General features: G+C 62.3%; 18 protein-coding genes. 10 read left to right on the top strand and 8 right to left on the bottom strand.

Annotation, left to right across the window (positions count from 1 at the left end; genetic code table 11):
• From K9L28_06140 to K9L28_06150, 3 genes are all read left to right on the top strand, one after another.
• Positions 1–1357 (top strand): hypothetical protein (locus tag K9L28_06140; GenBank protein ID MCF7935898.1); only part of this gene is annotated, 1357 nt, incomplete at its 5' end.
• Positions 1358–1377: 20 nt separating this feature from the next.
• On the top strand, positions 1378–1986 hold the full coding sequence (locus K9L28_06145; GenBank protein ID MCF7935899.1) for a hypothetical protein: 609 nt from the start codon (positions 1378–1380) through the stop codon (positions 1984–1986).
• Complete coding sequence (locus K9L28_06150) at positions 1983–3164, top strand: hypothetical protein (GenBank protein MCF7935900.1); 1182 nt, start codon at positions 1983–1985, stop codon at positions 3162–3164. The genes K9L28_06145 and K9L28_06150 overlap by 4 nt, the downstream gene beginning before the upstream one ends.
• 49 nt (positions 3165–3213) lie before the next feature.
• Here K9L28_06150 and K9L28_06155 read toward each other — a convergent pair whose 3' ends face one another.
• The 5 genes from K9L28_06155 to dctP form a co-directional block, all read right to left on the bottom strand.
• On the bottom strand, positions 3214–3390 hold the full coding sequence (locus K9L28_06155) for a hypothetical protein (GenBank protein MCF7935901.1): 177 nt from the start codon (positions 3388–3390) through the stop codon (positions 3214–3216).
• 77 nt (positions 3391–3467) lie between these two features.
• The gene (locus K9L28_06160; protein MCF7935902.1) at positions 3468–3698 is read right to left on the bottom strand and encodes a hypothetical protein; all 231 of its coding nucleotides are present in this window, start codon (positions 3696–3698) and stop codon (positions 3468–3470) included.
• Positions 3699–3702: 4 nt separating this feature from the next.
• Positions 3703–5019: a TRAP transporter large permease gene (locus tag K9L28_06165; GenBank protein MCF7935903.1), complete on the bottom strand. Its 1317-nt coding sequence runs from the start codon at positions 5017–5019 to the stop codon at positions 3703–3705.
• A complete protein-coding gene (locus K9L28_06170) occupies positions 5016–5633 on the bottom strand; it encodes a TRAP transporter small permease (GenBank protein MCF7935904.1) in 618 nt (205 codons plus the stop codon). The genes K9L28_06165 and K9L28_06170 overlap by 4 nt, the downstream gene beginning before the upstream one ends.
• Before the next feature lie 70 nt (positions 5634–5703).
• Positions 5704–6654, bottom strand: coding sequence for a TRAP transporter substrate-binding protein DctP (dctP, locus tag K9L28_06175; protein ID MCF7935905.1), 951 nt, complete (start codon positions 6652–6654; stop codon positions 5704–5706).
• Positions 6655–7056: 402 nt separating this feature from the next.
• Here dctP and K9L28_06180 point away from each other — a divergent pair, with 402 nt between their 5' ends.
• From K9L28_06180 to K9L28_06195, 4 genes are all read left to right on the top strand, one after another.
• On the top strand, positions 7057–7254 hold the full coding sequence (locus tag K9L28_06180; GenBank protein ID MCF7935906.1) for a hypothetical protein: 198 nt from the start codon (positions 7057–7059) through the stop codon (positions 7252–7254).
• 61 nt (positions 7255–7315) lie between these two features.
• Complete coding sequence (locus tag K9L28_06185; GenBank protein ID MCF7935907.1) at positions 7316–8845, top strand: L-serine ammonia-lyase, iron-sulfur-dependent, subunit alpha; 1530 nt, start codon at positions 7316–7318, stop codon at positions 8843–8845.
• A 182-nt stretch (positions 8846–9027) separates the two neighbouring features.
• Positions 9028–13914 carry a PAS domain S-box protein gene (locus K9L28_06190; GenBank protein MCF7935908.1) on the top strand — a complete coding sequence of 1629 codons (4887 nt, stop codon included), beginning with the start codon at positions 9028–9030 and terminating at the stop codon, positions 13912–13914.
• Positions 13911–14834 carry a PleD family two-component system response regulator gene (locus tag K9L28_06195; GenBank protein ID MCF7935909.1) on the top strand — a complete coding sequence of 308 codons (924 nt, stop codon included), beginning with the start codon at positions 13911–13913 and terminating at the stop codon, positions 14832–14834. Before K9L28_06190 ends, K9L28_06195 begins: the two co-directional genes overlap by 4 nt.
• Before the next feature lie 59 nt (positions 14835–14893).
• Here the strand turns inward: K9L28_06195 and K9L28_06200 are convergent, their stop codons facing one another.
• The 3 genes from K9L28_06200 to K9L28_06210 form a co-directional block, all read right to left on the bottom strand.
• On the bottom strand, positions 14894–18493 hold the full coding sequence (locus K9L28_06200) for a DNA gyrase subunit B (protein MCF7935910.1): 3600 nt from the start codon (positions 18491–18493) through the stop codon (positions 14894–14896).
• On the bottom strand, positions 18490–18705 hold the full coding sequence (locus K9L28_06205; protein ID MCF7935911.1) for a hypothetical protein: 216 nt from the start codon (positions 18703–18705) through the stop codon (positions 18490–18492). The genes K9L28_06200 and K9L28_06205 overlap by 4 nt, the downstream gene beginning before the upstream one ends.
• Positions 18706–18797: 92 nt before the next feature.
• Positions 18798–20384, bottom strand: a complete 1587-nt coding sequence (locus tag K9L28_06210) for a serine hydrolase (GenBank protein MCF7935912.1) — start codon at positions 20382–20384, stop codon at positions 18798–18800.
• A 659-nt stretch (positions 20385–21043) separates the two neighbouring features.
• Between K9L28_06210 and K9L28_06215 the strand changes: the two genes are divergently transcribed.
• The 3 genes from K9L28_06215 to K9L28_06225 all read left to right on the top strand — a co-directional run.
• Positions 21044–21724 carry a GntR family transcriptional regulator gene (locus tag K9L28_06215; protein ID MCF7935913.1) on the top strand — a complete coding sequence of 227 codons (681 nt, stop codon included), beginning with the start codon at positions 21044–21046 and terminating at the stop codon, positions 21722–21724.
• Between the two features lie 16 nt (positions 21725–21740).
• Positions 21741–22994, top strand: coding sequence for an iron-containing alcohol dehydrogenase (locus tag K9L28_06220; protein ID MCF7935914.1), 1254 nt, complete (start codon positions 21741–21743; stop codon positions 22992–22994).
• Positions 22995–23033: 39 nt separating this feature from the next.
• On the top strand, positions 23034–23944 hold a 911-nt coding region (locus K9L28_06225), incomplete at its 3' end, for a hypothetical protein (protein ID MCF7935915.1).

Raw genomic sequence — 23944 nt, forward strand, 5'->3', positions numbered from 1 at the left:
GCGGGGCCGGCTCTGCCGGGACCTCGATCTGCCCGAGGGGGAGCTCCCCTTCGCCGGGGAGCTGATCCAGGTGCGCGACGACCAGCGCCGCTGGGAGGGAGCCGTCGAGCGGCTGCTCCACAGCTTCGGCCTCTCCCTGCTGGTTCCCGACCGCCGTTACGTCCAGGTGGCCCAGTGGGTGGACCGCACCGATCTGCGGGGCCGGCTGGTCTACTTCCGCGTGCGCGGGGGACGCAGAGAGCCCCGGGATCTGCGCCCCGATTCGCTGGTGCGGAAGATCGTCGTCAACCCCGATTCGCCCTTCTCGGAGTGGCTGGAGCGGGAGATCGCGGCGCGTTTCGACATCGCCTGCTGCGACAATCCCGAGGTCTTCCGCAGGGAGACCGACGCCATCACGCCGGCGGGACAGATCAAGCGGGGCGGCAAGCGGCACGAGAAGGACGACCGCCACCGTATCGACGACCGGAGCCGCTACATCCTGGGCTGGAGCAACGAGGCCAAGATCGCCGCCCTGGAACGCGATGCGGCGGCTGCACACCGGCGGACCCGGGAGGTCGAAACGCAGCTGCAGGGGCTCCAGCGGAAGCAGCAGAAGGAACGCGCCCGCTTCGACGGTCTCTCCAGGCTCGCCGAGTACCGCGATTTCCGGGAACTGGACTGGCGGACCCCTGTTCTGGAGATCCGGCGTCTGGAGGAGGAGCGGCGGCAGCTGGAGGAGAGCTCCGACATCCTGCAGCGACTCAACGGGCAGCTCCAGAGGCTGGAAGAACGTCTCGCCGAAGACGAAGAGCGGCTGGAGAAGGCCCGGGACAAGCGCTCCCGCACGGCCCAGCGGTACGGCGAGGCCCAGAGGCAGCTGGAGGAGACGAAGGCCCGGACGGCGGAAACCGAAGGGGAGCACCGGGAACGCTTTGGCAGGGTGGCCGCGCTGCTGCCCGAGGCCCTTGGCGATATGACGCTGACGGTGGAGCGCTGCGACGATGCGGAACGGACCGTCCGGGCCTGGCTGCAGAACAGGATCGACAGCGTGGACAGACGGGCCCAGAGCCTGCGGGACCGGATCATCGACGCCATGCGTTCCTACTGCACCCTCTATCCCCTGGATACCGAGGAGACCGATGTGGCCATCGAGGCCGCCGGGGAGTACCGGGCCATGCTGGAACGCCTCCGCGAGGACGACCTGCCCCGTTTTCGAGGCGCGCTTCAAGGAGCTTTTGAACGAGAACACCATCCGCGAGGTGGCCAACTTCCAGGCCCAGCTGGCCAGACAGCGGGAGACCATCAGGGAGCGGATCGACCGGATCAACCGCTCCCTCACCGGCATCGACTACAATCCGGGGCGCTACATCGCCCTTGAGGCGGTGCCCCGGCACCGATATGGAGATCAGGGACTTCCAGACCGAGCTGCGGTCCTGCACCGAGGGAACCCTCACCGGCTCCGAGGACAGCCAGTATTCGGAGCAGAAGTTCCTGCAGGTCCGATCGATCATCGAGCGCTTCCGCAGGCGGCAGGGCACCGCCGAACAGGACCGGCGGTGGACAGCCAAGGTCACCGACGTGCGGAACTGGTTCACCTTCGCCGCCGGCGAACGCTGGCGCGAGGACGGCAGCGAATACGAGCACTATTCCGACTCGGGGGGCAAGTCGGGGGGGCAGAAGGAGAAGCTCGCCTACACCGTCCTGGCCGCCAGCCTGGCCTACCAGTTCGGACTGGAACAGGAAGGAATCCGCTCCCGCACCTTCCGCTTCGTGGCCATCGACGAGGCCTTCGGCCGGGGTTCCGACGAATCCGCCCAGTACGGCCTGCGGCTCTTCCGGCGGATGGGGCTGCAGCTGCTCATCGTCACCCCCCTCCAGAAGATCCACATCATCGAGCCCTTCGTCTCCAGCGTGGGTTTTGTGGACAACCAGGGCGGACGGGTCTCGCGGCTGCGGAACCTGACCATCGAGGAGTACATCGCCGAGAAGGAGCGCTGTGTCCGGTGAGCTGGACCGCGCCGGGCGACATCGCCGCCCATCTGGAACGGCTCTGGAAAAAGGGGGAGATCCTTTCCGCCACGGTGACGGGGAAGGCGCGTTTCCCCTGTCGCATCCCCCTCAAGGGGCCCTCTTCGCGGGAGCTGGCGGAGCAGTTCGACGAGGTCCGGCGGTGGATCGCCGGGCTGCGCGCAGCACAGCGGCGGGGCTACCGACTGGAGTGGCGGGAGGTCAACCACAGGGTGCTGGGTAGAAACGCCATTCCCGCCGGGATCTGGGTGGAGAGCCCGGCCGACGCCGCCGCCGTGATCGGCAGGAAGGGCGAGCTGCAGCGCTTTATACAGCTTGCGGAAGAGACGGAGGCAGAGCTCCCGGGCTTGCTGGACTGGCTGGCCCGGAAGCCGCTGAAGGCCCTGAAATACAGCGGCGAGTGGACACGGCTGCTTTTGGTGGTCCGCTGGCTGGCCGATCACCCCCGCCCAGGCATCTATCTGCGCCAGGTGGACCTTCCAGGTGTGGACAGCAAGTTTCTGGAGGGGCGCCGCGGGCTGCTGGGGGAGCTCTTCGACGAGGTGCTTCCGCAGGGGGCTGTTGACCGCGAGGTCCGGGGGGCGGGGGGCTTCTGCCGGCGCTACGGGTTCCGCGACAAGCCGGTGCGGGTCCGGTTCCGCATCCTCGACCCCCAATGCGCTCTTCTGCCGGGTACGGACCAGGACGTCACCGTCACGGCCGATGACTTCGCCGCCCTGCGGCCACCGGTACGGCAGGTCTTCGTCACGGAGAACGAGGTGAACTTCCTGGCTTTCCCCCCTGTCCGGGAGAGCATGGTGCTCTTCGGCGGGGGCTACGGCGTGGAGGCCCTCGCCGCGGCCGACTGGCTGTCGGACTGCCGCCTGTACTACTGGGGCGATATCGACACCCACGGCTTCGCCATCCTCAGCCGCCTGCGCGGCCGATTCCCCGGGGTCCGGTCGCTTCTCATGGACCGTGCGACCCTGCTCGCCCACAGGATCTACTGGGAGCGGGAGCCCCGCCAGCGGAACGACGACCTGCCCGGCCTGACCGACCGGGAGAGGGCTCTCTACGACGATCTGCGCACCAATGGTCTGGGCGAAGCGGTGCGGCTGGAGCAGGAGCGGATCGCCTTCCACTGGCTGCGGCAGGCCCTGGAGGAGCGCAGCACATAATGGAGGAGGCGCCCCGGCGGGACGCCTCCTCCATTGGAACGGGGCGGAGTTAGCCTTCGATATTGAGGTTGTTGCCGATGCCCATGCTTCCCATGAGCTGTTCCACCATGTTCTTCTGCAACTCCATTGTCGTTTCCATGACCTTGTCGTTCACGGCGGTCCGGATCTCGGCGCCGGTCTGCATGGCCTGCGCGTTCTGTACATTGGCGACAGCTTCCATATCCATGGACATCACCTCCTTTTCATACCCCGTGTAGGGTGTATCGGCATTGCAGAAAGAGAGCTGCAGCCCTGTCCGCTCCCCTACTGCTGTTCTGATCCCTCGTCCCGGTGTTCCGTCTCCTGCTCCCCGCTGTCGGTGCCGGATTCCCTCCTGGCGGCGATAAAGTGCGGATTCGGCCAGTCCTTCCTGGCCGCCGTCCTGGAGAGTGCCCCGCAGAGCAGCGTAGCCAGAAAGGCCAGGGGCGACCTGGTCGAGAGAGCGATCACAAAGAAGGCGAAGCAGAAGGCGGCGAAGAGATTCCTGTAGAACATGCCGCTACCAGGGAACCCCCATGACGTAGTGCGGCAGGAAGAGGATCACCTTCGGCAGGTAGGCCGTGAAGAGCAGCATGGGGAACCAGCAGAAGACGATAAGGAAGAGCGCCGGCCGCATCATCTCGTTGATGGAGGCCCCGCTCAGCCGCCCCGAGAGATAGAGCACCGGCGCCGCCGGCGGCGTGATGCAGCCAAGCCCCGTGTTGACGCCCACGATGGCCGCGTAGTGGATGGGACTGAAGCCCAGCTCCATGATGATGGGTATCATGATCGGCGTGGTGAGCACCACCACACTGATATCGTCCATGAGCATCCCCATGAAGACGAGAAAGGCGTTGATCATCAGCAGAATGATATAGGGATTCGAGGAGATGGCCCGGAAGAGCGTGAGCATCCGTTCCGGGAGGCCCTCCAGGATGTAGAGGCGGCTCAGCATGCTTACGGAATAGAGCATCACCATGATGACGCCGGTGGTGATGGCCGACTCCACAACGACATGATACAGGCCTCTGTACGTGAGTCCCTTGTAGACGAAGATGCCGATGGGAATGGAGTAGAGCACGGCCATGGCGGAGGCCTCGGTGACGGTCATGACCCCGCCGTAGATGCCCCCTAGGACAAGGACCGGCAGTACAAGCGCCGGCAGCGCCAGTTTGCCCCGGTTCTGGAAGAGCTCGCGTTTTTCCTGTTTGGTCCGTTTGTGGGCCACCAGGATATCCTTGTTGTGCCTGAGCATCCACACATTGAGGAAGGCAATGAGGGCGGTGGTGACGATGCCGGGAATGATGGTGGCAAGGAAACAGGCCAGCACGGACTGTCCGCTGACCCAGGCGTAGATGATCAGTGTGGCGTTTGGGGGGATGAGCAGCCCCAGCAGCGAGGCATTGGCCATCAGGGCGGCTGCGTGTCCCCGGGGGTAGCCCTCCTTCTCGAAGCGGGGGAACATGATGGGGCCGATGCAGGAGAGTGTGGCGCAGGCCGCGCCGGAGATGGAGCCGAAGATGGCGCAGGAGACGGTGCCGACCACGCCGAGACCGCCTTTCACGTGTCCCACGAAGACGTCCACCAGGTCGATCAGTTTTTCCCCGATGCGCCCCCGTTCCATGATGCCGCCTGCCATGATGAACATGGCGATGGCGATAAGCGGAACGGAGTTCATCTTGGAAAAGCCGTAGGGGAGAAGCTGGCTGGCCTCGTACCCCGCTCCTTCGGGACCGCCGAAAAAGATCAGCCAGGCCGCAGAGGCCATAAAGCTTACAGGAACGGGAACACCTATAATCAGAGTTAGTAAAAGAATGGCTAAAGCGATATAAATCATGATGTCCGGCCTCCTGTTATCAGGTGCTTCACGCTACGTACAAGCTCACCGATGAAATAGACGGACATGAACAGAAGCCCGAGCAAGACGGCAAGGTACCAGGTCCACAGCGGTATCTGCCATGTGGTGGTCTTGGGGAGGGCGATGCCTGTCCCCAGGGGCCCCAGAAAGCCGAACATGAAAAAGTTGTATCCGTACCATACGAAAAGCAGGCTGACTCCCACGGTGACCAGGTCTTTCACCACAATGATGGCCCGTTTGAAATGCCCACTGGGGAAATAAGCCTCAACCACGTCGGCGGAGATGTGGGTCCCGTCGAAGGCTCCCATGGCCGCACCGGAAAAGTAGAGCCAGAAGGCAAAGAGCTTCACCCACTCCTCGTAACCAAAGAGATCGATCTGGAAGACATAGCGTAATATGGTGGTGGTGCAGATCAGGACCACCAGAAGTATTGCCATGGTAAAGGCGACAAGAGAGAACCCGTTGATCACTATCTTGTCGAAAAGATTTTCCGGCTTCTTCTGGGTTCCTCTGGTTGTGCCTGGTGGATATAGACTACCGTAGCTATCGTAGAGGTTATCAAATGACACGATATCCACTCCTTCAACGCGCATAGAATCCCGGGATGAATGTTCCTCCCGGGATTCCATGCTTTAGTGTCGTTACTGACGAGCTATGCTCCGCCTATTTGGGAGCCATATGCTTACGGAACTCGTCCATGAGTTCCTTACCCATCCTGTCTTCCAGCTCGGTCCATGTGGAGGCGCAGGCTTCTGCGATGGGCTTCAGCTCTTCTTCGGTGTAGGTATGGACTTCGATGCCCTTCTCGCGCATCTTGTCCAGGAACTCCTCGTCACGTGCCTTGGCGTTTTCGATGCTCTTTGCGGCTGCTTTGTCGATAACCTCGGCGATGACAGCCTTGTTCTCGTCGCTGAGCTTCTCCCAGGTCTTGGCGCTGATCATGAAGTTCAGCACCTCGGCGGAGTAGTTGGTGGCGTAGTAGTGGGTAAGGACGTCGCCGAGCCAGGTGTAGGCTGCGGAGATGGAGAAGCCGTTCTCGCCGTCCACAACGCCGGTCTGCATGGACTGGTAGACATCGGACCAGGGGATGGAGACGGTACGGTAGCCCATAGCTTGGGCTGCGAGCTTGTAGACGGCCATGTTGGGAACGCGGATCATGGCGCCCTTGTCCACATCGGGGTTCAGGGGCTCATTGGCCGCCTTGTTGAGACCGGTGCCGATCATGCCCTCAAGGTAGAAGCCCAGGAGCTTGACACCCAGACGCTCGTTGAACTCGTTCATCTTCTTGCGGAGCCAGCCGTCGGTGGCGAAGATCTCTTCGGCCTGCTCGTAGCTGCGGAGGTAGCCGTTGATGTAGACAAGCTCCATACGGGGATCGAACTGGCTCGGCACGGACTGGCAGGACATTGCAATGGTGCCCTTGATCATCTCTTCGTAGACCAGCTCGTAGTCGCCCAGCTGGTTGGCCGGGTAGACCTTGACTTCCATGCGGCCGTCGGACTTCTCTTCGATATCCTTGGCGATCTGCTTCATCATCGCCGTGGCCGGGTGGTCGGCGGGCTGCTGCCCCGAGAACTTCAGGGTGACGTCGGCGGCCAGGGCCGCACCGCTCATGCAAAGCAACGAGACCGCCACAAGCAAACCGGTGATAACAATTGAATTCCGTCTCACGTACACACACTCCCTCTTCTTGTCCTGATGGATCTGTTCAGGGTTCTCTCCGCAGTTTCTATGGCATTCCAACCGCGCTATTCGCCCTTACCCCTCCTCCCTCATACCGACCGCGAAAGGGATCTTCCAGTCCCGTGGCGTGGCCTGTCGTTACAGGTACAGCTGTCGCGGAGGCTGGCCAGCATGGCAGATACTCTTCAACTCGTACAGTCCAAGGATGTCCTCGGAGCGCGGAGATAGGCGGCAAAGATGACGTGGTGGGTGGCTGGTTCCGGCCAGACGGTGTAGTGTACATCCATTCTACAGCTTTTGTCCCGAAAACGGTACCATCTCCGGGATTGCCCGATGATGTCAGCGGCCTTCCCCGAAGATATGCGGGGAGACGTCAACGGTACGAAAGACGGCACCGACGCTTCTGATATATCAGCTGATATATCTGGTATTGTACCATCCGGCGGCGGACTGTCAATGGCGGAGCGCATCGTTGAAGTTTGCTGGACGACGGTTGGTTTCCGCGGCGCTTTGTGGGATATTCTTCTTTAGAAACGAAACCACTACGGAAGGAGGAAGCGTATCCCCGTACGGGGATACGCGACCGGATACGATGACCAAGAGTATTCTCAACGATGTACTGGGGCCCGTGATGCGCGGACCGTCCAGTTCGCACACCGCCGCCTCCTGGCGGATCGGGCGGTACGCGGGGGTGCTGCTGGAGGAGCCGGTGCGCTCCGTGACGATCACCTTCGACAGCGAGGGGTCCTACGGGCAGGTCTACGCCCAGCAGGGGAGCGACAGGGCCTTCGTCTGCGGCCTGCTGGGCTGGGAGATGGAAGACGGACGCTTCCACAGAACCCTGGCGATCGCTCCCGAAGAGGGGATGGATGTGTCCTTTGCGGTGGATACCCTCGCCGGTGCGGAACACCCCAACGATGTGGAGCTCCGCCTCGCCGGGGCAACCGACAGCGTGGTGCTCAGGGCCCGCTCCATCGGCGGCGGGGCGGTGGAGTTCGTCTCCCTGGACGGTCTGCCCTACCAGGCCTTCGGCGACAGCTACGACCTGCTGATCGGGGCGCCCGCCGAGGATGAACCCTCTCTCTCCGGAACGCTTCCCGAAGGGGAGCTCTCCCGCAGTGAGCGTGACGGGCGGGTACTGGTCCATCTGCGTACCGCCGAGGATCCCACGTCCTCCATGGAGGGGATCCGGGCGGCCTGTCCCTCGGCGTCGGTGCGCTGCGGCCCGGCGCTGCTCTATCCCTTCAAAGGGAAGCCGCTCTTCGACAGCGCTGAAGGAATGGTGCACTACGCCGAGCAGCAGGGGATCGGTCTGGGCGAAGCGGGACTGCGCTACGAGGCGACGCTGCTGGGGCTCACCGAATCGGAGGCGCTTGAGGAGATGCGCCGCCGCTACCGGGTGATGAAAGACGCCGTGGCGCTGGGACTCTCGGGCGAGTCCGGACGCATGCGTCTCCTGCCCCCCAGTGCGGGCGGTATCATGGAACGGGAGCGGCGGGGGGCCTTGCCCCAGGGTGGGCTGCACACCCGTGCCGCGGCCAGGGCCATGGCGGCACTCCACGTGAACAGCTCCATGGGTGTGGTCTGCGCGGGGCCCACCGGGGGCGCCGCCGGTGTGGTTTCCGGTGTCTCCGTGACGCTGGAAGAGGAGTGGGGCCTCTCCGAGGAGGATGTGGTCCGTGCGCTCTTTGCCGCCGGGGCGGTGGGGCTGATCGTGGCCATACGGGCCACCTTCGCCGCCGAGGTGGCGGGCTGCCAGGCGGAGATCGGCGTGGCCGGCGGGATGACCGCCGCCATGGTGGCCGATGCGGCGGGACGTTCCCCCGAGGAGGCCTGCAACGCCGCGGCGGTGGCGCTCCAGAACACCATGGGCTCGGTCTGCGATCTGGTCCAGGGCTGTGTGGAGATCCCCTGCCACACCCGCAACGGCGTGGCGGCCTCCATGGCCTTCGTCGATGCCGATCTCGTCGCCGGCGGGTACGGGAATCCTGTCCCCCTGGACGAGACCATCGACGCCTGTTACGCATCGGGGAGGATGCTGCCCTCGGAGCTCCGCTGCACCGCCAGGGGCGGACTTGCGGTCTGCCCCTCGGCCCTGCGGATGCAGGTGGGGGAGATCTAGCTTCCCGGCGGCTGTGATGGTGCAGGGAGGGTCTGTTGGGCGCTTCCTGCACCCATACTTGAAATCATTTTGGTTTTGACATAGAGTAACCGTTACGGATATGCGAGCCGCCGGACTGTTGGCAGCGGGAGGTCCTCCTCCCCACCGGGCCTTGCGGGCTCCTATGTAAGGAGATGACGGACGTGTCGCAACGGGTGTCTCGGAACAAGTGGTTGCACCGCTCTCGGATACTGGCGAGGATCCTGCTGGGGACAGGTCTTCTTGGGGGTGCCCTGCTGTTGCTGTTTCTGCCCCACCGGGGGCGGGTCGGTCTGCCGGTGGGGACGCTGCCGCTCCTGCTGTCGGGGCTGGCTGTCTGGGCCTTCGCCTTTGTGCGGTTTCCCTGGCTGCAGGATATCGGGTGCAGAGGATGGTTCTCCGCCGTCCTCGGCGTGGGGCTCTTTTTCCTCCGCGGTGTCCTGCAGGTGAGCGGTGCCGCCGCCGTGCTGCCGGCGGGGGTTCCCCGCCTCCTGCTGGAAGAGGGGATCCTGCTGCTCGCCGTGGCGGCGCTGGCGGCGTCCGTGGGATTCTGGATCAAGGAGCTGGTGGAGGCGAAGCGGCGGCTCCAGACCACGGAGCTGCGTTTCCGTGCCGGCGAAGAGCGGTACGAAGAGCTGTTCGACCTCTACCCTGACGCCACGGTGCTCATCGACAGCGACACGGCGTTGCCTGAGCGGTTTAACCCGACTGCTCACGAACAGCTGGGGTACGAAGCCGACGAGTTCGCCTCCCTGCGGATAGCCGACTACGAAGCCCAGGAGACGCCGGAAGAGGTGGCGGCGCACATAGCACGGATCCACGCCTACGGCCGGGACGATTTCGTGACCACCCACCGCCGTAAGGACGGCGGCACCATTGACGTCAACGTGACGGTGGTGCTCTTTGAGATGGACGGCAAGCGCTACCTGCTCTGTGTGTTCCGCGACATCACCGAGCGCATGGAGGCGATCCGGGCCCTGGAGGAGAGCGAGCGGCGCTTCCGCGACGTGGCGGAGGCCGCCGGCGAATACATCTGGGAGGTGGATGCCGACGGCATCTACCGGATGTTGACCCAGCCTGCCGAGGACCTCCTGGGACGCAGTGTGGACGAGCTGCTCGGCCATTCGCCCCTGGAGTTCATGCCTGACGACGACGCCAGACGGGTGGGGGAGCTCCTGGATCACTGGACCGTCAACGCGGAACCCTGGAAGGGTCTGGAGCACCGGTCGGTCCGCCCGGACGGTACGGTGGTGCAGCAGCGCGTCAGCGGCCTTCCCGTGGTGGACGACCGGGGACAGATAGTCGGATTTCGTGGGACAGCCCTGGATATCACCGCGGAGAAGGAGGCCCGGGAGGCCCAGCAGGCGATGGCCGAGCGTCTCCGTCTGGCCGCCGAGGCGGCGGAGCTCGGGATCTGGGACCTCCGGCTCTCCGATGGCTACCTGACATGGAACGAAGGCATGCACCGCATCTACAGGATGAGCGAGGAGGCCTTCGGCCATTCCCTGGAGGACTGGCTGCAGACGCTCGTGCCCGAGGATTACGAGAGCGCCACGGAGGCCTTCAACAGCGCCGTCGAAGGGGGTGAGAGATACCAATCCGAATTCCGTATCCGTTGCGGCGACGGTGAGGTCCGGCACATCCGGGCCATGGCCCAGCCGATTTTCGACGAAACAGGCCGGGCTGTCCGCGTGGTGGGGATCAACGAGGATATCACCGAACGGAAGGAGGATAGAAGACGCCTGGAGGAGACCACCCGCGAGCTGGAGGGCTTTTTCGACGTCACCCTGGGGATACTGCTCATCGCCTCGCCGGAGGGACGGATGCTCAAGCTGAACCGGGCCTGGGAGGATCTCCTCGGCTATCCCCTCCACGAGCTGGAGGGCCGGTACTTTCTCGATTTTGTCCATCCCGACGATATGGACCGGACGAAGGAAGCGGTGGCGCAGCTCAACGAAGGGAATCAGGTGGCCAGCTTCCTCAACCGCTACCGCCACAGGGAGGGGGGCTACCGCTGGGTGGAGTGGCGCTCCAACAGCAGGGGCGGCCTGATCTACGCCTCCGCCAACGACGTCACCGACTCGATGGAGCTCCAGAGGGAGCTGGCCCGGGAGAAGGCCTTCCTCCAGCTGGTGATCGACAGCGACCCCAACCCGATCTTCGCCAAGGACTGGAACGGACGGTTCACGCTGGTGAACGAGGCTATGGCCGTGCTGTTTGGGACCAGCAAGGAGGATCTGCCGGGGAAGACGGATTTCGATATCTCCGTGACCGAGGAGGAACGGGAGGGCTACCTCCGGGACGACCGGGAGGTCATGGAAAGCGGGGAGGCCAGGTTTATCCCCGAGGAGCGCGTGACCGGAAGCGACGGGCGGGTCCACTGGTTCCAGACAACCAAGGTGCCCCTTGAGCTCTCTCCCGACACCCGCGAGCGCCAGGTCCTCGGGGTCGCTACGGACATCACCGAGCGCAAACAGGCCGAGGCCCGGCTGCAGGAGCAGGAGCGGCTCTACCGCGGTCTGGTGGAGTCGCAGCAGGATCTGATCGTCCGGGTGGGCCGCGATGGCCGCTTTACCTATGTGAACGACGCCTACTGCCGGACCTTCGGGAAGACCCGGGAGGAGCTGATCGGCCACTCCTTTGCCCCGCTCGTCCACGAGGAGGATGTCGGGCCCACCCTGGAGGCCATGAAGGATCTGGAACGACCGCCCTACCGGGCCTACATCGAGCAGCGGGCCCACACCAGGGATGGCTGGCGCTGGCTCTCCTGGGAGGACAGCGCCCTGCTGGACGACGAGGGGCGGATCCTGGAGATCCAGGGTGTCGGCCGGGACATCACCGACCTCAAGGAGGCCCAGCGGAAGGCTGAGGCGGCCAGCCGCGCCAAGAGCGAGTTCCTCGCCAACATGAGCCACGAGATCCGCACCCCCATGAACGCCGTCATCGGCCTGAGCGATCTCCTGCTGCAGACCACACTGAACGACCGGCAGCGCGACTATCTGGGGAAGATCAGCAGTTCCTCGCGGATGCTTCTGGGGATCATCAACGATATCCTCGACTACTCCAAGATCGAAGCGGGCAAGCTTGAGCTGGACCGGCACGCCTTCCGGGTGGAAGAGCTGCTGGAGCAGATGAGGACCCTCTTCGGGTCCGCCGCCGGCGACAAGGGGCTGGAGCTGCTCTTCCGGATTTCGGCGGACACCCCGCGGATGTTGGTCGGCGACTCTTTGCGGCTTGGGCAGGTGTTCACCAACCTGCTGGGCAACGCCGTCAAGTTCACCGAGCAGGGCCATGTGGAGATGCGGATCTCCCGGCTCGGCGGCGACGGGGATGAGGTGCGCCTGCGGTTCGAGGTGGCCGACACCGGGATCGGAATGGACGAGGAGCAGATCGGCAAGCTCTTCCAGGCCTTCTCGCAGGTGGATGCCTCCACGACACGGCGTTACGGCGGGACCGGCCTGGGGCTGGTGATCAGTGCCAAGCTGGTGGAGCGAATGGGCGGCACCCTGGAGGTCCGGTCCGCTCCCGGCGAGGGGAGTACCTTCTCCTTCGACCTGGACCTGCCGGTGGCCCACCAGATGGAAGACCGGCGGGAATGCCCCGATATCGAGGCTCGGAAGGTGCTTGTGGTCGATGACCATTCCTCGGCGCGGATTGTGCTGCGGGAGATCCTCGAAGGCTGCGATTTCCAGGTGGATGAGGCCCCAAGCGGCCGCGCTGCCGTGGACGCGGTGGTGGCGGCCGAGGAGAAGGGGGATCCCTTCGATTTCATCTTCATGGACTGGCGGATGCCGGGCGAGATGGACGGTCTTCAGGCGATACAGAGGCTGCGACAGCTCCGTGAAGAGGGCCGCCTGTCGGACACCGAGGTTCCCGTGTTCATTGTCAGCGCCTACAGCCGCGACGAGCTTCCCGGCGAGGAGGGTGGTTTCATTCCCTTTCTGGGCAAGCCCGTGACGGCTTCCGCGGTCTTCGACGCCATGGCCGACGCCCTGGGCGGAACGCCGACGTCGCACCCCGATACGGCGGTGGAGAGCAGTGCGGTCCCCTCCTTTGCGGGCTACCGGATCCTGCTGGCCGAGGACAACGATCTCAACCAGGAGGTGGCCCTCCGGATGCTGGAACAGACCGGTGCGGAGGTGATGGTGGCCGCCAACGGTTCAGAGGCTGTGGAAAGAGTGGAAGGAGGCGTCCCCGATCTGGTGCTGATGGATCTCCAGATGCCGGTGATGGACGGCTACGAGGCGACGCGGCGGATCCGGGCGCACCTTCCGGAGCTCCCCATTATCGCACTCTCCGCTGCGGTGATGGAAGCCGACCGGACACGGGCGCTGGATGCGGGGATGAACAGCCATCTGGCCAAACCGATCAACAGCGGCGAGCTCTACAGGACACTCTCCACGTGGCTGGAACCCTCCGGTGTTGTGGAAACGGAGGAGGGGGAACCTGCCGTGGGGATTCCCGTTTCACTGGAGGGCTTTGACCTCCAGCGGGGTCTGCGTGCCGTCGACGGCAACAGGGCCCTCTATGTCAAGCTGCTGCACCGCTTTCGGGAGCAGCTGGAGGGGGAGTTCGCCGATCTCCCGGGCGAGCTGGAGCGTGGCGATCCCATCGCCGCACGGAGGGCGCACACCCTCAAGGGGACGGCCGGCACCGTCGGTGCGGTGCGGACCGCTGCGGCGGCGGCGGAGATCGACGCCGCCCTCAAAGAGGGAAGGGAGGTCACCGGGGCGATGCGCGCCGAACTGGGCAGCGCCATGGCGGAGGCGCTGGGCGGCCTGGGTGGACTCCCCTCTCTTCCCGATGTCCAGCAGAGCGAAGCGGTGGATTCCGGGGAGGCCGGGGAAGCTGCGGAAACGCTCATGCAAAAGCTGCAAAACAGTGAGCTTGTGGACGACGAACTCCTGGAGACCGTGACGGCCTTCCTCGGGGAACGCCTGGGCGTGGATCGGGCGGCGGAGCTGCGGGAGCTTGTGGAGGGGTTCGAACATGACGAAGCGGCGGCCTTGCTGGCGGAGCTGGCGGCCGAGACGGGGGTGGAGCTGACATGACTGCGGACGGAGAGAGCGCGGAGCAGGCCACGGTACTGATTGTCGACGACCAGCCCTTCAACATCCATGCGCTGGCAGGCCTGATCAAGGAGGAATACCATGTTCAGGTGGCCACCGGCGGGGCGAAAGCGCTGGAGATCGCCATGGGCGACAGGCAGCCGGACCTGATTCTGCTCGATATCCTGATGCCGGGGATGGACGGCTACGAGGTCTGCCGGCGGCTGAAGGAGAACAGCACCACCAGCCATATCCCGGTGATCTTCGTGACCGCCAAGGACGCCGAGGAGGACGAGGAGATGGGGTTCAGCCTCGGTGCGGCGGACTATATCTCCAAGCCCTTCCGTCCGGCCATCGTCCGTGCCCGGGTGCGCAACCACATGGACCTCAAGATCCGGACGGACAAACTGGAGAAGCTCTCCATGCTCGACGGGCTGACGGATATCCCGAACCGGCGGTATTACGAAGAGCGGCTGGACGACGAATGGAAGCGTGCCGGCCGGGGTGATCGTCCGCTGTCGCTGTTGATGATGGATATCGATAACTTCAAGGCCTACAACGACCACTACGGCCACGGCGCCGGCGACGAGTGCCTCCGCCGGGTGGCCAGGGTGCTCAGAAAGACCCTTTCTCGTTCCGCCGACTTTGTGGCCCGCTACGGCGGCGAGGAGTTCGCCGCCATCCTCCCCGACACGGACGCCGAAGGGGCCTGGCACGTTGCCGAAGAGCTCCGGGCGGCCGTCGAGGGGTTGGCGATGGCCCACGAACATTCCCGCGCCGCCCCGGTGGTGACCGTCAGCGTTGGTGTGGCCACGCGTACCGGGGAGCGGTTTACGGATGATGTGGAGCAGCTGGAGCGCGCCGCCGACCAGGCGCTCTACCGCGCCAAGGAACAGGGGCGCAACCGGGTGCAGACGGGATAGAAAGAGGGCCGTGGCGGGAAGCTCCCGCCACGGCCCTCTCGGTTGTGCCATCCGCCGCCTCAGACGTCCAGGTTGCGGACCTCCCTGGCGTGGGATTCGATGAACTCCCGCCGGGGCTCCACCTTGTCTCCCATGAGAATGCTGAAGAACTCGTCGGCCGCCACGGCGTCTTCCACCTCCACCTGCTTGACCACCCTGGTGGCGGGGTCCATCGTGGTCTCCCAGAGCTGGTCGGGATTCATCTCCCCCAGCCCCTTGTAGCGCTGGAGGTTGATCTTCTTCCCGTTCATGGACTTGCTGATCTCGCGCCGCTCCTTCTCGGTGAAGCAGTACTCGATGCGCTTCCCGGCCTGGAGGCGGTAGAGCGGCGGCTGGGCCACGTAGAGGTTGCCGTGTTCGATGAGCTCCGGCATGTACCGGTAGAAGAGTGTCAGCAGCAGTGTTCTGATGTGCGCTCCGTCCACATCGGCGTCTGTATTGTGGCAGCAGACCCCGCCGGTTCCGCAGATAAAGGTTTCGTCACCCTCGACGGAGAAGTCGTAGACCCGTTCCCCCCCTCCGTTGCGCTGTTCCACCGAACGAACCGGGAAGCCGATCAGGTCCCCCTCCATCGGAAGGGCTGCCCCTGGAGAGCCGTTCCCTCCACATGTGCGCATCCACTCGAGGGTTGTGCCGGCCTTCGCGTGGTCTTCCCAGATGGGGAGTGCCGACCGCATCGCCTCTCTGCCGGAGATGGTGACGGTATAGGCGGTGTGTTTCGTATACACCTCTTTCCCCCTGATCAGGCCGCTTGATGCGCCGGTCGGCTCCTTGCTGTGCATTCCCGCTATAATGCCCTGTCCCAGGAGCAGGTAGAGCAGCTGTTCGGCAAGCGTCCTTGATGTTGTCGTGAAGGAGGCCATGTTCCGCGACAGCGTGCCGTCTCCCATGAAATAGCCCTTAAGAAAGCGAGTGCGCAGGTCGCCACCCACATTGAAGACCAGATCCGGCACGCGTTTTGTCCAGCTTTTTACACCATCAAAGCCGAATACATGCCGGAAGACGGCGAAGACAACGCGGTTCAGAATGCGGAGTTCCGACGCGCGCTGGAAGGTGCCGGGATAGTAGGTGGGGTCGATGCCGAAGACATTCCGTATCGCTTCGCTGATCCGCCCGACATAGGGTTCGTTGCGTTTCCCGATGGCCAGCCGTATCCCGTTACGCATGCTGATCGCACCTTCGGCGACGAAGAAACCGAGGAGCTCCATCAATTCCGCATTGACTGGTATGTGCCGGGGGATGGCTTCGTCAGCGTAATGGCGCGGCGTGAGTGTCAGATCATCGCCCATTTGTTCCAGATGTTCCACATCGAGGTCTTTCAGCCCTATGGATGGACGGATACGGTTCCGGTGGCTTCCCCGGTCGTATTCCTCCCATCCCCGCTCAAGGGCGCTTTTGACGTAGGTGACCTTTTCTTCGCAACCTGAGGGATCGAAGTCCAGAGTGCGGCAGTAGCTCTCGAAATGGCTGACTGTGGGACGGCTTGTTCCGTTTTCCCAGGCGTAGAAGGTGACAGGTTGCTGTATACCCACGGCCTCGCAGAGCTCTTTGCCGGTGAGAGGGAGCGCTTTCCGGTGTTCCCGGAGACGGGTTCCCACTACAGTGGGGATCGCAACCCGCTCCTCGACCAGCTGCGGCGTGTCGGCGTGCTCCGCGCGAACCATCGCTTTCTGGTATTCCCTCACGGATTCTCCGCGGAGCACGATCTCCTCGTCAAGAGGAAGGTCGCTGTGGAGCAGCGCCGCGATGAGGTCGAGGCGTTCGGGGCGTTCCTGCGGTTCCGGGAACGTGGCGGGGCAGGCGAGCACATCTCCGGCTGCGATCTCGTCACCGCGCTTGAGGACGGCTTTGCCCTCTTCATCCCGGACAAAGACGCTGTGTTCCCCGGTGACGGTGACGGAACGACCGTAGGCGGCGTGTATCCGGTAGAGCGGTTCATTATGGCTGTGGGCAATGACATTCTTTATTGTTTTGAAACGGACGGTTCCCGTGTTCGGGTCAAAACAGAGGATCTCGTACCGAGAGGGATTCGCCCGGCGCTCGAGAAGGCCGTCGATGAATGTCCCAACCTGAACCGATTTCGTGTTTCCTTCAGGGGTCCTGACAAAGGTCTGCTCTGCTCCGTCGACGCTCATGATGATCAGCCGGTGGTAACGGAGCTTGGAGTGGTCGAAGTCGTCGCCGATGCCGCAGCCCAGGGCCTGGATGATGGCCCGGATCTCCTTGCTCCCCAGGGCCTTGTCGAGACGGGATTTCTCCACGTTGAGGATCTTGCCCCGCAGGGGCAGGATGGCCTGGAAGTTCCGGTCCCGGCCCTGCTTGGCGCTGCCGCCGGCGCTGTCGCCCTCGACGATATAGATCTCGCTCTCTTCGGGTTTCTTGCTTGAGCAGTCGGCCAGTTTGCCCGGCAGATCGAGGCCTGACATGGCCGATTTGCGGCGCACCAGATCCCGGGCCTTCTTGGCCGCCTCCCGGGCCTGTCTGGCCCGAAGGGCCTTCTCCACCACCACCTTGAGTACCTCCGGATGGTCGTCGAAGTGGGAGATCAGACCGTCGTAGAGGATGGAGTCCACGATGCCTTTCATCTCCCCGTTGCCCAGCTTGGTCTTGGTCTGTCCCTCGAACTGGGGTTCCTGGAGCTTCACGGAGATCACCGTGGTGAGCCCCTCCCGGAGATCCTCGCCGGTGAGGTTGGCGTCCTTCTCCTTGAGGAACTTCTCCCGCCGGGCTCCTTCGTTGATGGCCCGGGTCAGGGCGGTGCGGAAGCCCGAGACGTGGGTGCCGCCTTCCACCGTATGGATGAGGTTGGCGAACGCGAAGATCCGCTCCAGAAAGCTGTCGTTGTACTGGAGGGCGATATCCACGACCGTTCCTTCCCGTTCCCCTGTGACATGCACGGGTTTCTTGAAGAGGGTGTCCTTGCCCCTGTTGAGGTACTCCACGAAGGATTTGATGCCGCCTTCGTACTGGAAGTCCGCCGCCTTGTCCTCCCGTTTGTCCCGGAGCCTGATCAGGATGCCGGGATTGAGGAAGGCCAGCTCCCGCAGCCGGGAGCTCAGCAGGTCCCAGGAGAACTCGCTCTCGCTGAAGATCGTCGGGTCCGGCAGGAAGTGGATGGTGGTGCCGTTGGTACCGGTCTCCTCCTGTTTGGCCAGGTCGTCCTGGGGGAAGCCCTCCTTATATTCCTGGTACCAGATGTGGCCCTCCCGGTGGATGGTGAGGCGGAGCCAGCTGGAGAGGGCGTTGACCACCGAGACCCCCACGCCGTGCAGCCCGCCGGAGACCTGGTAGGACTTGTTGTCGAACTTCCCGCCGGCGTGGAGAACGGTGAGCACCACCTCCGCGGCCGCCTTGCCCCTGTGGGGATGGATGTCCACGGGGATCCCCCGGCCGTTGTCCTCGATGGAGACGCTGTTGTCGCCGTGGACGGTGACGGTGACCTGGTCGCAATGCCCGGCCAGCGCCTCGTCCAGGGAGTTGTCCACCACCTCGTAGACCAGGTGGTGGAGCCCCCTGGTGCCTGTGTCGCCGATGTACATGCTCGGCCGCTTGCGGACGGCGGTGAGGCCTTCCAGGATCTGTATGTCCTTGGCGCTGTACTGGCGCGCCGCTGCGTTCATGAATGCGTACCTCCCCTGCGGATCTTGCGGGCCCCTTGGCGGGCATCGCTGGTAAACTGCCTGTATCGTCGGGCCAGCGTCCGGGGGGTGAACCCGGTAGCCATCACGGAACCGTCGCGCATATAGATGGCGGTCTCATCGCCTTCGCGCACAAAGGCTACCGTTCGACCTACATAGACGAGGTCGTCTCCTTCAAGCGGAATGAACATCATCGTCGCCTCCCCGGGAATGGCTGGATGGATTCCCAAAGATCCATTATACCAGAAGCCCTCCCGGGATGCCTTGCCCTACAAGGACTGAAGGATCAATGGTTTCTGAACGTGGTCAGCGCGAGCGGCAGCAGGAGCAGTACGGCCGCCGGGAGGGTCCCACCGGCGGCACAGCCGCCGCCTCCGTCGGAATCCTCCCGGTCGAAGCGCCCCATGCCCTGACCGTCGTCCAGCACATCCACCGTGACGGCAGCGGGCTTGCCGCCTTCGCCGCCCTGGAAGGAAAGGCGTATCGCCGGATCGGGCAGGAAATCCCACTCCCCGGCAAAGACGTCCTCGCTGAGGGGTGTCAGGGCTGTCTCCAGCGGCCTGGGTGTCTCGAAGCGCGCCGTCAGATCCTCCCCTTCGCCGGTGACTTTCAGTGTCCCGTAGATGGGGCTGTCGTAGGTGCCGCTGTAGGTGTCGATCTCCTGTGCGGGAAGGGCGCCCTTCGATGCGGTCCGGTTCGTAGCGCGCAGCGGAGCGGCGATCCCTGCGGGTATCTCCGTACCCTTCCCGGCCAGATGGGCGCCCAGCGTCTGCAGCATCAGCTCGGGGAGGAGGTTTCCGGACTGGTTGGTGAGGACGGCGATGCCGACGCCGTGGTCCGGGAGGAAACCGATGATGCTGTGGGCGCCCAGGGTTGCGCCGTTGTGCCAGACGATGTCCACCCCGTTGGGGGATTCCTCGCGCAGCCAGCCCAGACAGTAGGCGTAGCTGCCGCCGCCGCCGACAGAGATCAGCGTCTTCGGGGCGGTGAGGTAGTCCATCTGTTCCGCCGGGAGGATCCGCGTACCGTCCACGCTTCCCCGGTTGATCTGCACACGCAGCCACCGGGCGAAATCGTCGATATCCAGATGGATCGCCCCCGCAGGGCTGACCCTGTAGACCCAGTCCTGCCAGGGCCAGTCCAGGGGGAGCATCTCGGTCCCGTCCAGCGTCATGCGGTGGAGCCAGGCCATGTTGTCCCCTGTATCCACGAACGCCTCCCAGGTGGCGCCGACACTGTCCAGCTCCAGGGGGTTCGCGATTCGCGCCTCGATGTTTTTGTTCCAGCTCTCGCCGGTGGTCTTCTCGATGAGGTCGGCAACATAGAGGAAGAGGATGTTCTGGTAGGCGTACTCCGAACGGAAGGGGCTGGCCGGTTCCACGTAGCGCAGGGCTTTGACGGCGTCATCGCCCTCGTAGCCCAGTGCCGGCATCATGTCCAGTGCGTATCCCGGCAGGCCGCTGTGCTGGGCCATGAGGTCGAAGATGCGGAAATCCTCCTGGGCGAAGCTGTCCTTCAGCCGGAACCCCGGGAGGTGGTCGGTCACGCGGTCCTCCCAGCCGATGGCGTCCTCCTCCACGAGCGTCGCCGTCAGCGTGGCCGTGAAGGCTTTGGTGGCCGAGCCGATCTGGAAGACCGTCTCCCTGTCCACCTGCCAGTCGATCCCCTCTTCACCCAGCTTGCGTGTGCCGAAGCAGCCCCGGTGGACCACCCGGTCGCCGGAGACCAGCGCGTAGGCCACCCCGGGGATCTCCTGTCGTTCCATCTCCTCCCGGACGGTTTCGTCCAGGATTGTTGCCAACGAACCATCTTCGGCGGCGCTGGCGGGAAGATGAGGGAAGAGAGCGACCGACAAAAGGGTGCATACAAACAATACTGTGGAAAAGGCGGCTACCCTCCTCTTTCCGGCGCAGCTGCTCACGGTTGACCTTCGGCTCTTCTTTGGTTTCGGGAACATGGTCCCACTCCTTTCCGAAGTGAATAGGCCCGGGCGGCTGTTTTCCCCGGCAACCGATGACTCAGTTTGTCTAATCTGTTGATCTGGAGTAACACGACTGCACCTTGAACGCCGCTACACAGCCCTGGCGATCTCGATCACCCCCGTAATGAGTATCCGTCGGTAGTGCGAGCTCCTGGCCTCAACCATAAAGATTTACCACCACGACGAAACCGCCGTGGAGGCACCCGAAAGACTTGCGATGACGGTATTCATTGACAACGAGCGCCTCAAGCATGGACCCGCATAGCTACACAACGCTAATGGAGTTACATATTCGTCCCTAGCCTACGAGAAGACTTCTAATTTTACAATAGCGAGCGGCTGCCCTCTTGCTGGTTTGGGGAAGTTGAAAGAGGCCTACTTCACGAACACGGAGCTATGGCATCCTGACTTTCATTAACCATGACGCATTCTTGATTCTGGCGGACGGTTTGCCCTGCAAAGCGCTTGACAGCCGGTTGTTCCGGTATATTATATATAATATAGAACCTGTGGTGATGCGTGAGCAAACTCTTTGAGGAAGTGTGAGACTGATGGAAGAGGATTTGGGAGAGATAATAAAGGCGACTGTCTATGATGGTTCGGCAGTATCGTATATATACAATGTCCTTAAAAGGGCGATTTTTACCGGAGCCCTTGAGGGGACTACAAGGTTGCGGCAAGAGGAGATTGCAAGACGTTTTGGTGTGAGCTCCATTCCGGTGAGGGAAGCTTTCAAACAGCTCCAGGCCGAGGGACTGGTAGAGATTGTTCCGCGGCGGGGTGCCTTCGTTACAGAATTAACAACACCGGAGATACAGGAGATATACGAGATACGCCAGCTTTTGGAAGTAGGAGCCCTGCGGTTTTCATTTAATTCTATAAGCAATAGTGAAATAAATAGCGCGAAAGATTGTATAGATCAGATGGAGTCCACAGAGGATGAATTGCAATGGTGTGAGCTGAATGAGAAATTCCACGACTTACTTTATTGTTCCAGTGGAAAAAAGATGATCGTCGATTTATTGAAAAACTTACGCAATCGTGTCAATCGATATGTCGTGGCCTATCTACGGGCTATGCGCACCGAGTCGGAACATGAACACCGGCGCATCTACGAGGCGCTGATCAGCCGGGATATCGACTTGGCTTCACGGGAGTTGGAGCAGCACCTCAAGAATGCGATGGACGCCATTGTCGCAAGCAAGGAAGGTGCTGTAAAGCCGCTGCGCTGAATGTGTACATCATGACATGGCTGTGCGGATGACAGAAAAGGAGGTGACACGCTGGAGCACAGTCAAAGCGGGGTTTGAAAGGGGAGATCTGGTAGTGGATATGTGCGTGCAAGGTTTTTCGTTTGATGAACCGACTCGCCTTCTGTATGGTGCCGGTTCGTTGCAGGGGTTGCCCGAGCAGATTGCTCATATTGGTGCGGCATCGGTCATGTTGGTGTGTGATCAGGGCATCAGAAATGCGGGAGTGGCCGAAGAGGTCGAGGCAGTGATGCATTCGGTTGAAGGTGTTGATTTCTGCACCTTTGACCAGGTTAAGGCAAATCCGTTGGATACACTCATCGATGAGGCGTACCAGCAAGCGCAGGATCATTCTGTGGATTGCGTTGTGGGTCTTGGGGGAGGGAGTTCCCTTGACGCGGCGAAAGGTGTGGCGCTTCTTCTTTCCAATGGAGGTACACTGCGGCAATACTTGATGGAAGGGAAAGAGGTTGCCCGAAAAATCGCTCCTACTGTTTGTATACCGACAACAGCAGGAACGGGAAGCGAAGTAACGAGGACAATTGTAGCGACGGATCACGTCACGCAATTCAAAGATGGATTCAAAAACGCGCATACCATCGTTCCCACTGTGGCGATACTGGATCCGGAGCTGATGCGCACACTCCCTGCGTCGGTGACGGCTGCATGCGGAATGGACGCCTTAACCCATGCCATTGAATCCTACATAACTTGGAAAGCGAACCCTATCACCGATAGCCTGAATATCCAGGCGGTGCAGTTGATCGGTGACAACATTCGGAAGGCCTACGCACAGCCTGCCAATATCCATGCAAAGGGCAATCTGCTCTTGGCTAGCTGCATGACAGGGATCGCTTTCGATCAGGCAGGTCTTGGTATCGCGCACTGTATGGGACATCCCTTGGGCGGGTTGTTTGACATACCACACGGTGTCGCTTGCGCAATGACCCTACCCGTAGCCATGCATTATAACCTAATTGCATGCCCCGGGAAAATGGCAGATATTGCCGTTGCATTGGGTGAAAATACTGAAGGAATGAGTGAGCGGGACGCGGCTGTATCTGCAGTACAAGCCGTGGAATCGCTGTTGAAAGATCTGGGGCTCCCGATGCAATTGGGAGCGATCGGTATTCAAGAGGAGGCCATTCCAAAACTGGCCAAGGATGCCATGGGGTTCCCAGGTATGCTGGGCGCCAACCCGAGAGCTGCGGACCAGTGTGATATGGAACAGCTTTTCCGGGAGCTGATTTAGCATAATCGGTTTTTTGATTTACTTTAGGAGGTGGATGTAATGTCAGCTATCAAAGAAAAGAAGCAGCCGAGCCTTGGCCTCTCTCTTGCGTTGCTAGCGTCCATATTTGTGCTGATTTTCCTCTTTATCGTCAAATTTAGCTTGCCGATCCAGCTCGCTTTGTTCGTCAGCTGGTTTTTTGCTATCGGGGTAGCGCTCTATCTCGGGTACGGGTACCAGGAGCTGGAGACGGCAGCCTGTGACTCTGTTCGGAAAGGGCTCGGAGCCCTGCTGATTCTGCTGGCGGTGGGGGCGCTTGTCGGGGCATGGATAGCAGGAGGCGTTGTCCCAACCCTCATTTACTACGGGCTCAAACTGATTTCGCCATCCTTCTTCCTGGTGGCGGCGCTGTTGATCTGTTCGCTGACAGCCCTTTCGACCGGTACCTCCTGGGGGACTGCAGGAACGGTGGGCGTGGCGATGATCGGAATCGGTCAGGGATTGGGCGTTTCACCGGCGATGACGGCCGGTGCCGTGCTGTCCGGCGCGTATTTTGGTGACAAGATGTCGCCTCTTTCCGACAGCACCGTGTTGACAGCTTCGATGTGCGGAATCGATGTCTTCAAGCATATTCGGAGCATGATGTACAGTACTGTCCCGGCATATGTCATTGTTGTCGTAATGTATTGGGTGATCGGCCTGAACTACAGTGGTTCGGTGAATCTGGAACAGATCCCTGAATATATGAACATGATCAAGTCGCAATTTGTCGTCAATCCGATCATGGTTCTTCCAGCGTTGATTGTGATCACCCTGATGGCCTTTAAGAAACCGGGGTTCCCCTGCATCGCCTTCGGAGCGCTTTTGGGCGTGATCTGGGCGATGGTATTCCAGGGAGCGACCTTCACCGAAGCGATGAATCCGGCCTGGGGCGGATATCAGCTTGATTCGGGGGTTGCGTTCCTCGATAC

The organism is Synergistales bacterium, assembly GCA_021736445.1.
In the GTDB taxonomy this organism is placed as follows: domain Bacteria; phylum Synergistota; class Synergistia; order Synergistales; family Aminiphilaceae; genus JAIPGA01.

Excerpts from the sequence above, each read along its gene's own strand:
- dctP (MCF7935905.1), bottom strand. The coding sequence starts at position 6,654 with ATGAGCGGTGCGGCCCTGGCCGCCGACGTCACCCTGAAGTTCTCGGGG.
- K9L28_06205 (MCF7935911.1), bottom strand. The coding sequence starts at position 18,705 with ATGATGTTCATTCCGCTTGAAGGAGACGACCTCGTCTATGTAGGTCGA.
- K9L28_06220 (MCF7935914.1), top strand. The coding sequence starts at position 21,741 with ATGGCTGTGCGGATGACAGAAAAGGAGGTGACACGCTGGAGCACAGTC.
- K9L28_06155 (MCF7935901.1), bottom strand. The coding sequence starts at position 3,390 with ATGGATATGGAAGCTGTCGCCAATGTACAGAACGCGCAGGCCATGCAG.
- K9L28_06160 (MCF7935902.1), bottom strand. The coding sequence starts at position 3,698 with ATGTTCTACAGGAATCTCTTCGCCGCCTTCTGCTTCGCCTTCTTTGTG.
- K9L28_06145 (MCF7935899.1), top strand. The coding sequence starts at position 1,378 with ATGGAGATCAGGGACTTCCAGACCGAGCTGCGGTCCTGCACCGAGGGA.
- K9L28_06170 (MCF7935904.1), bottom strand. The coding sequence starts at position 5,633 with ATGCGCGTTGAAGGAGTGGATATCGTGTCATTTGATAACCTCTACGAT.
- K9L28_06185 (MCF7935907.1), top strand. The coding sequence starts at position 7,316 with ATGACCAAGAGTATTCTCAACGATGTACTGGGGCCCGTGATGCGCGGA.
- K9L28_06165 (MCF7935903.1), bottom strand. The coding sequence starts at position 5,019 with ATGATTTATATCGCTTTAGCCATTCTTTTACTAACTCTGATTATAGGT.
- K9L28_06180 (MCF7935906.1), top strand. The coding sequence starts at position 7,057 with ATGATGTCAGCGGCCTTCCCCGAAGATATGCGGGGAGACGTCAACGGT.
- K9L28_06200 (MCF7935910.1), bottom strand. The coding sequence starts at position 18,493 with ATGAACGCAGCGGCGCGCCAGTACAGCGCCAAGGACATACAGATCCTG.
- K9L28_06195 (MCF7935909.1), top strand. The coding sequence starts at position 13,911 with ATGACTGCGGACGGAGAGAGCGCGGAGCAGGCCACGGTACTGATTGTC.
- K9L28_06215 (MCF7935913.1), top strand. The coding sequence starts at position 21,044 with ATGGAAGAGGATTTGGGAGAGATAATAAAGGCGACTGTCTATGATGGT.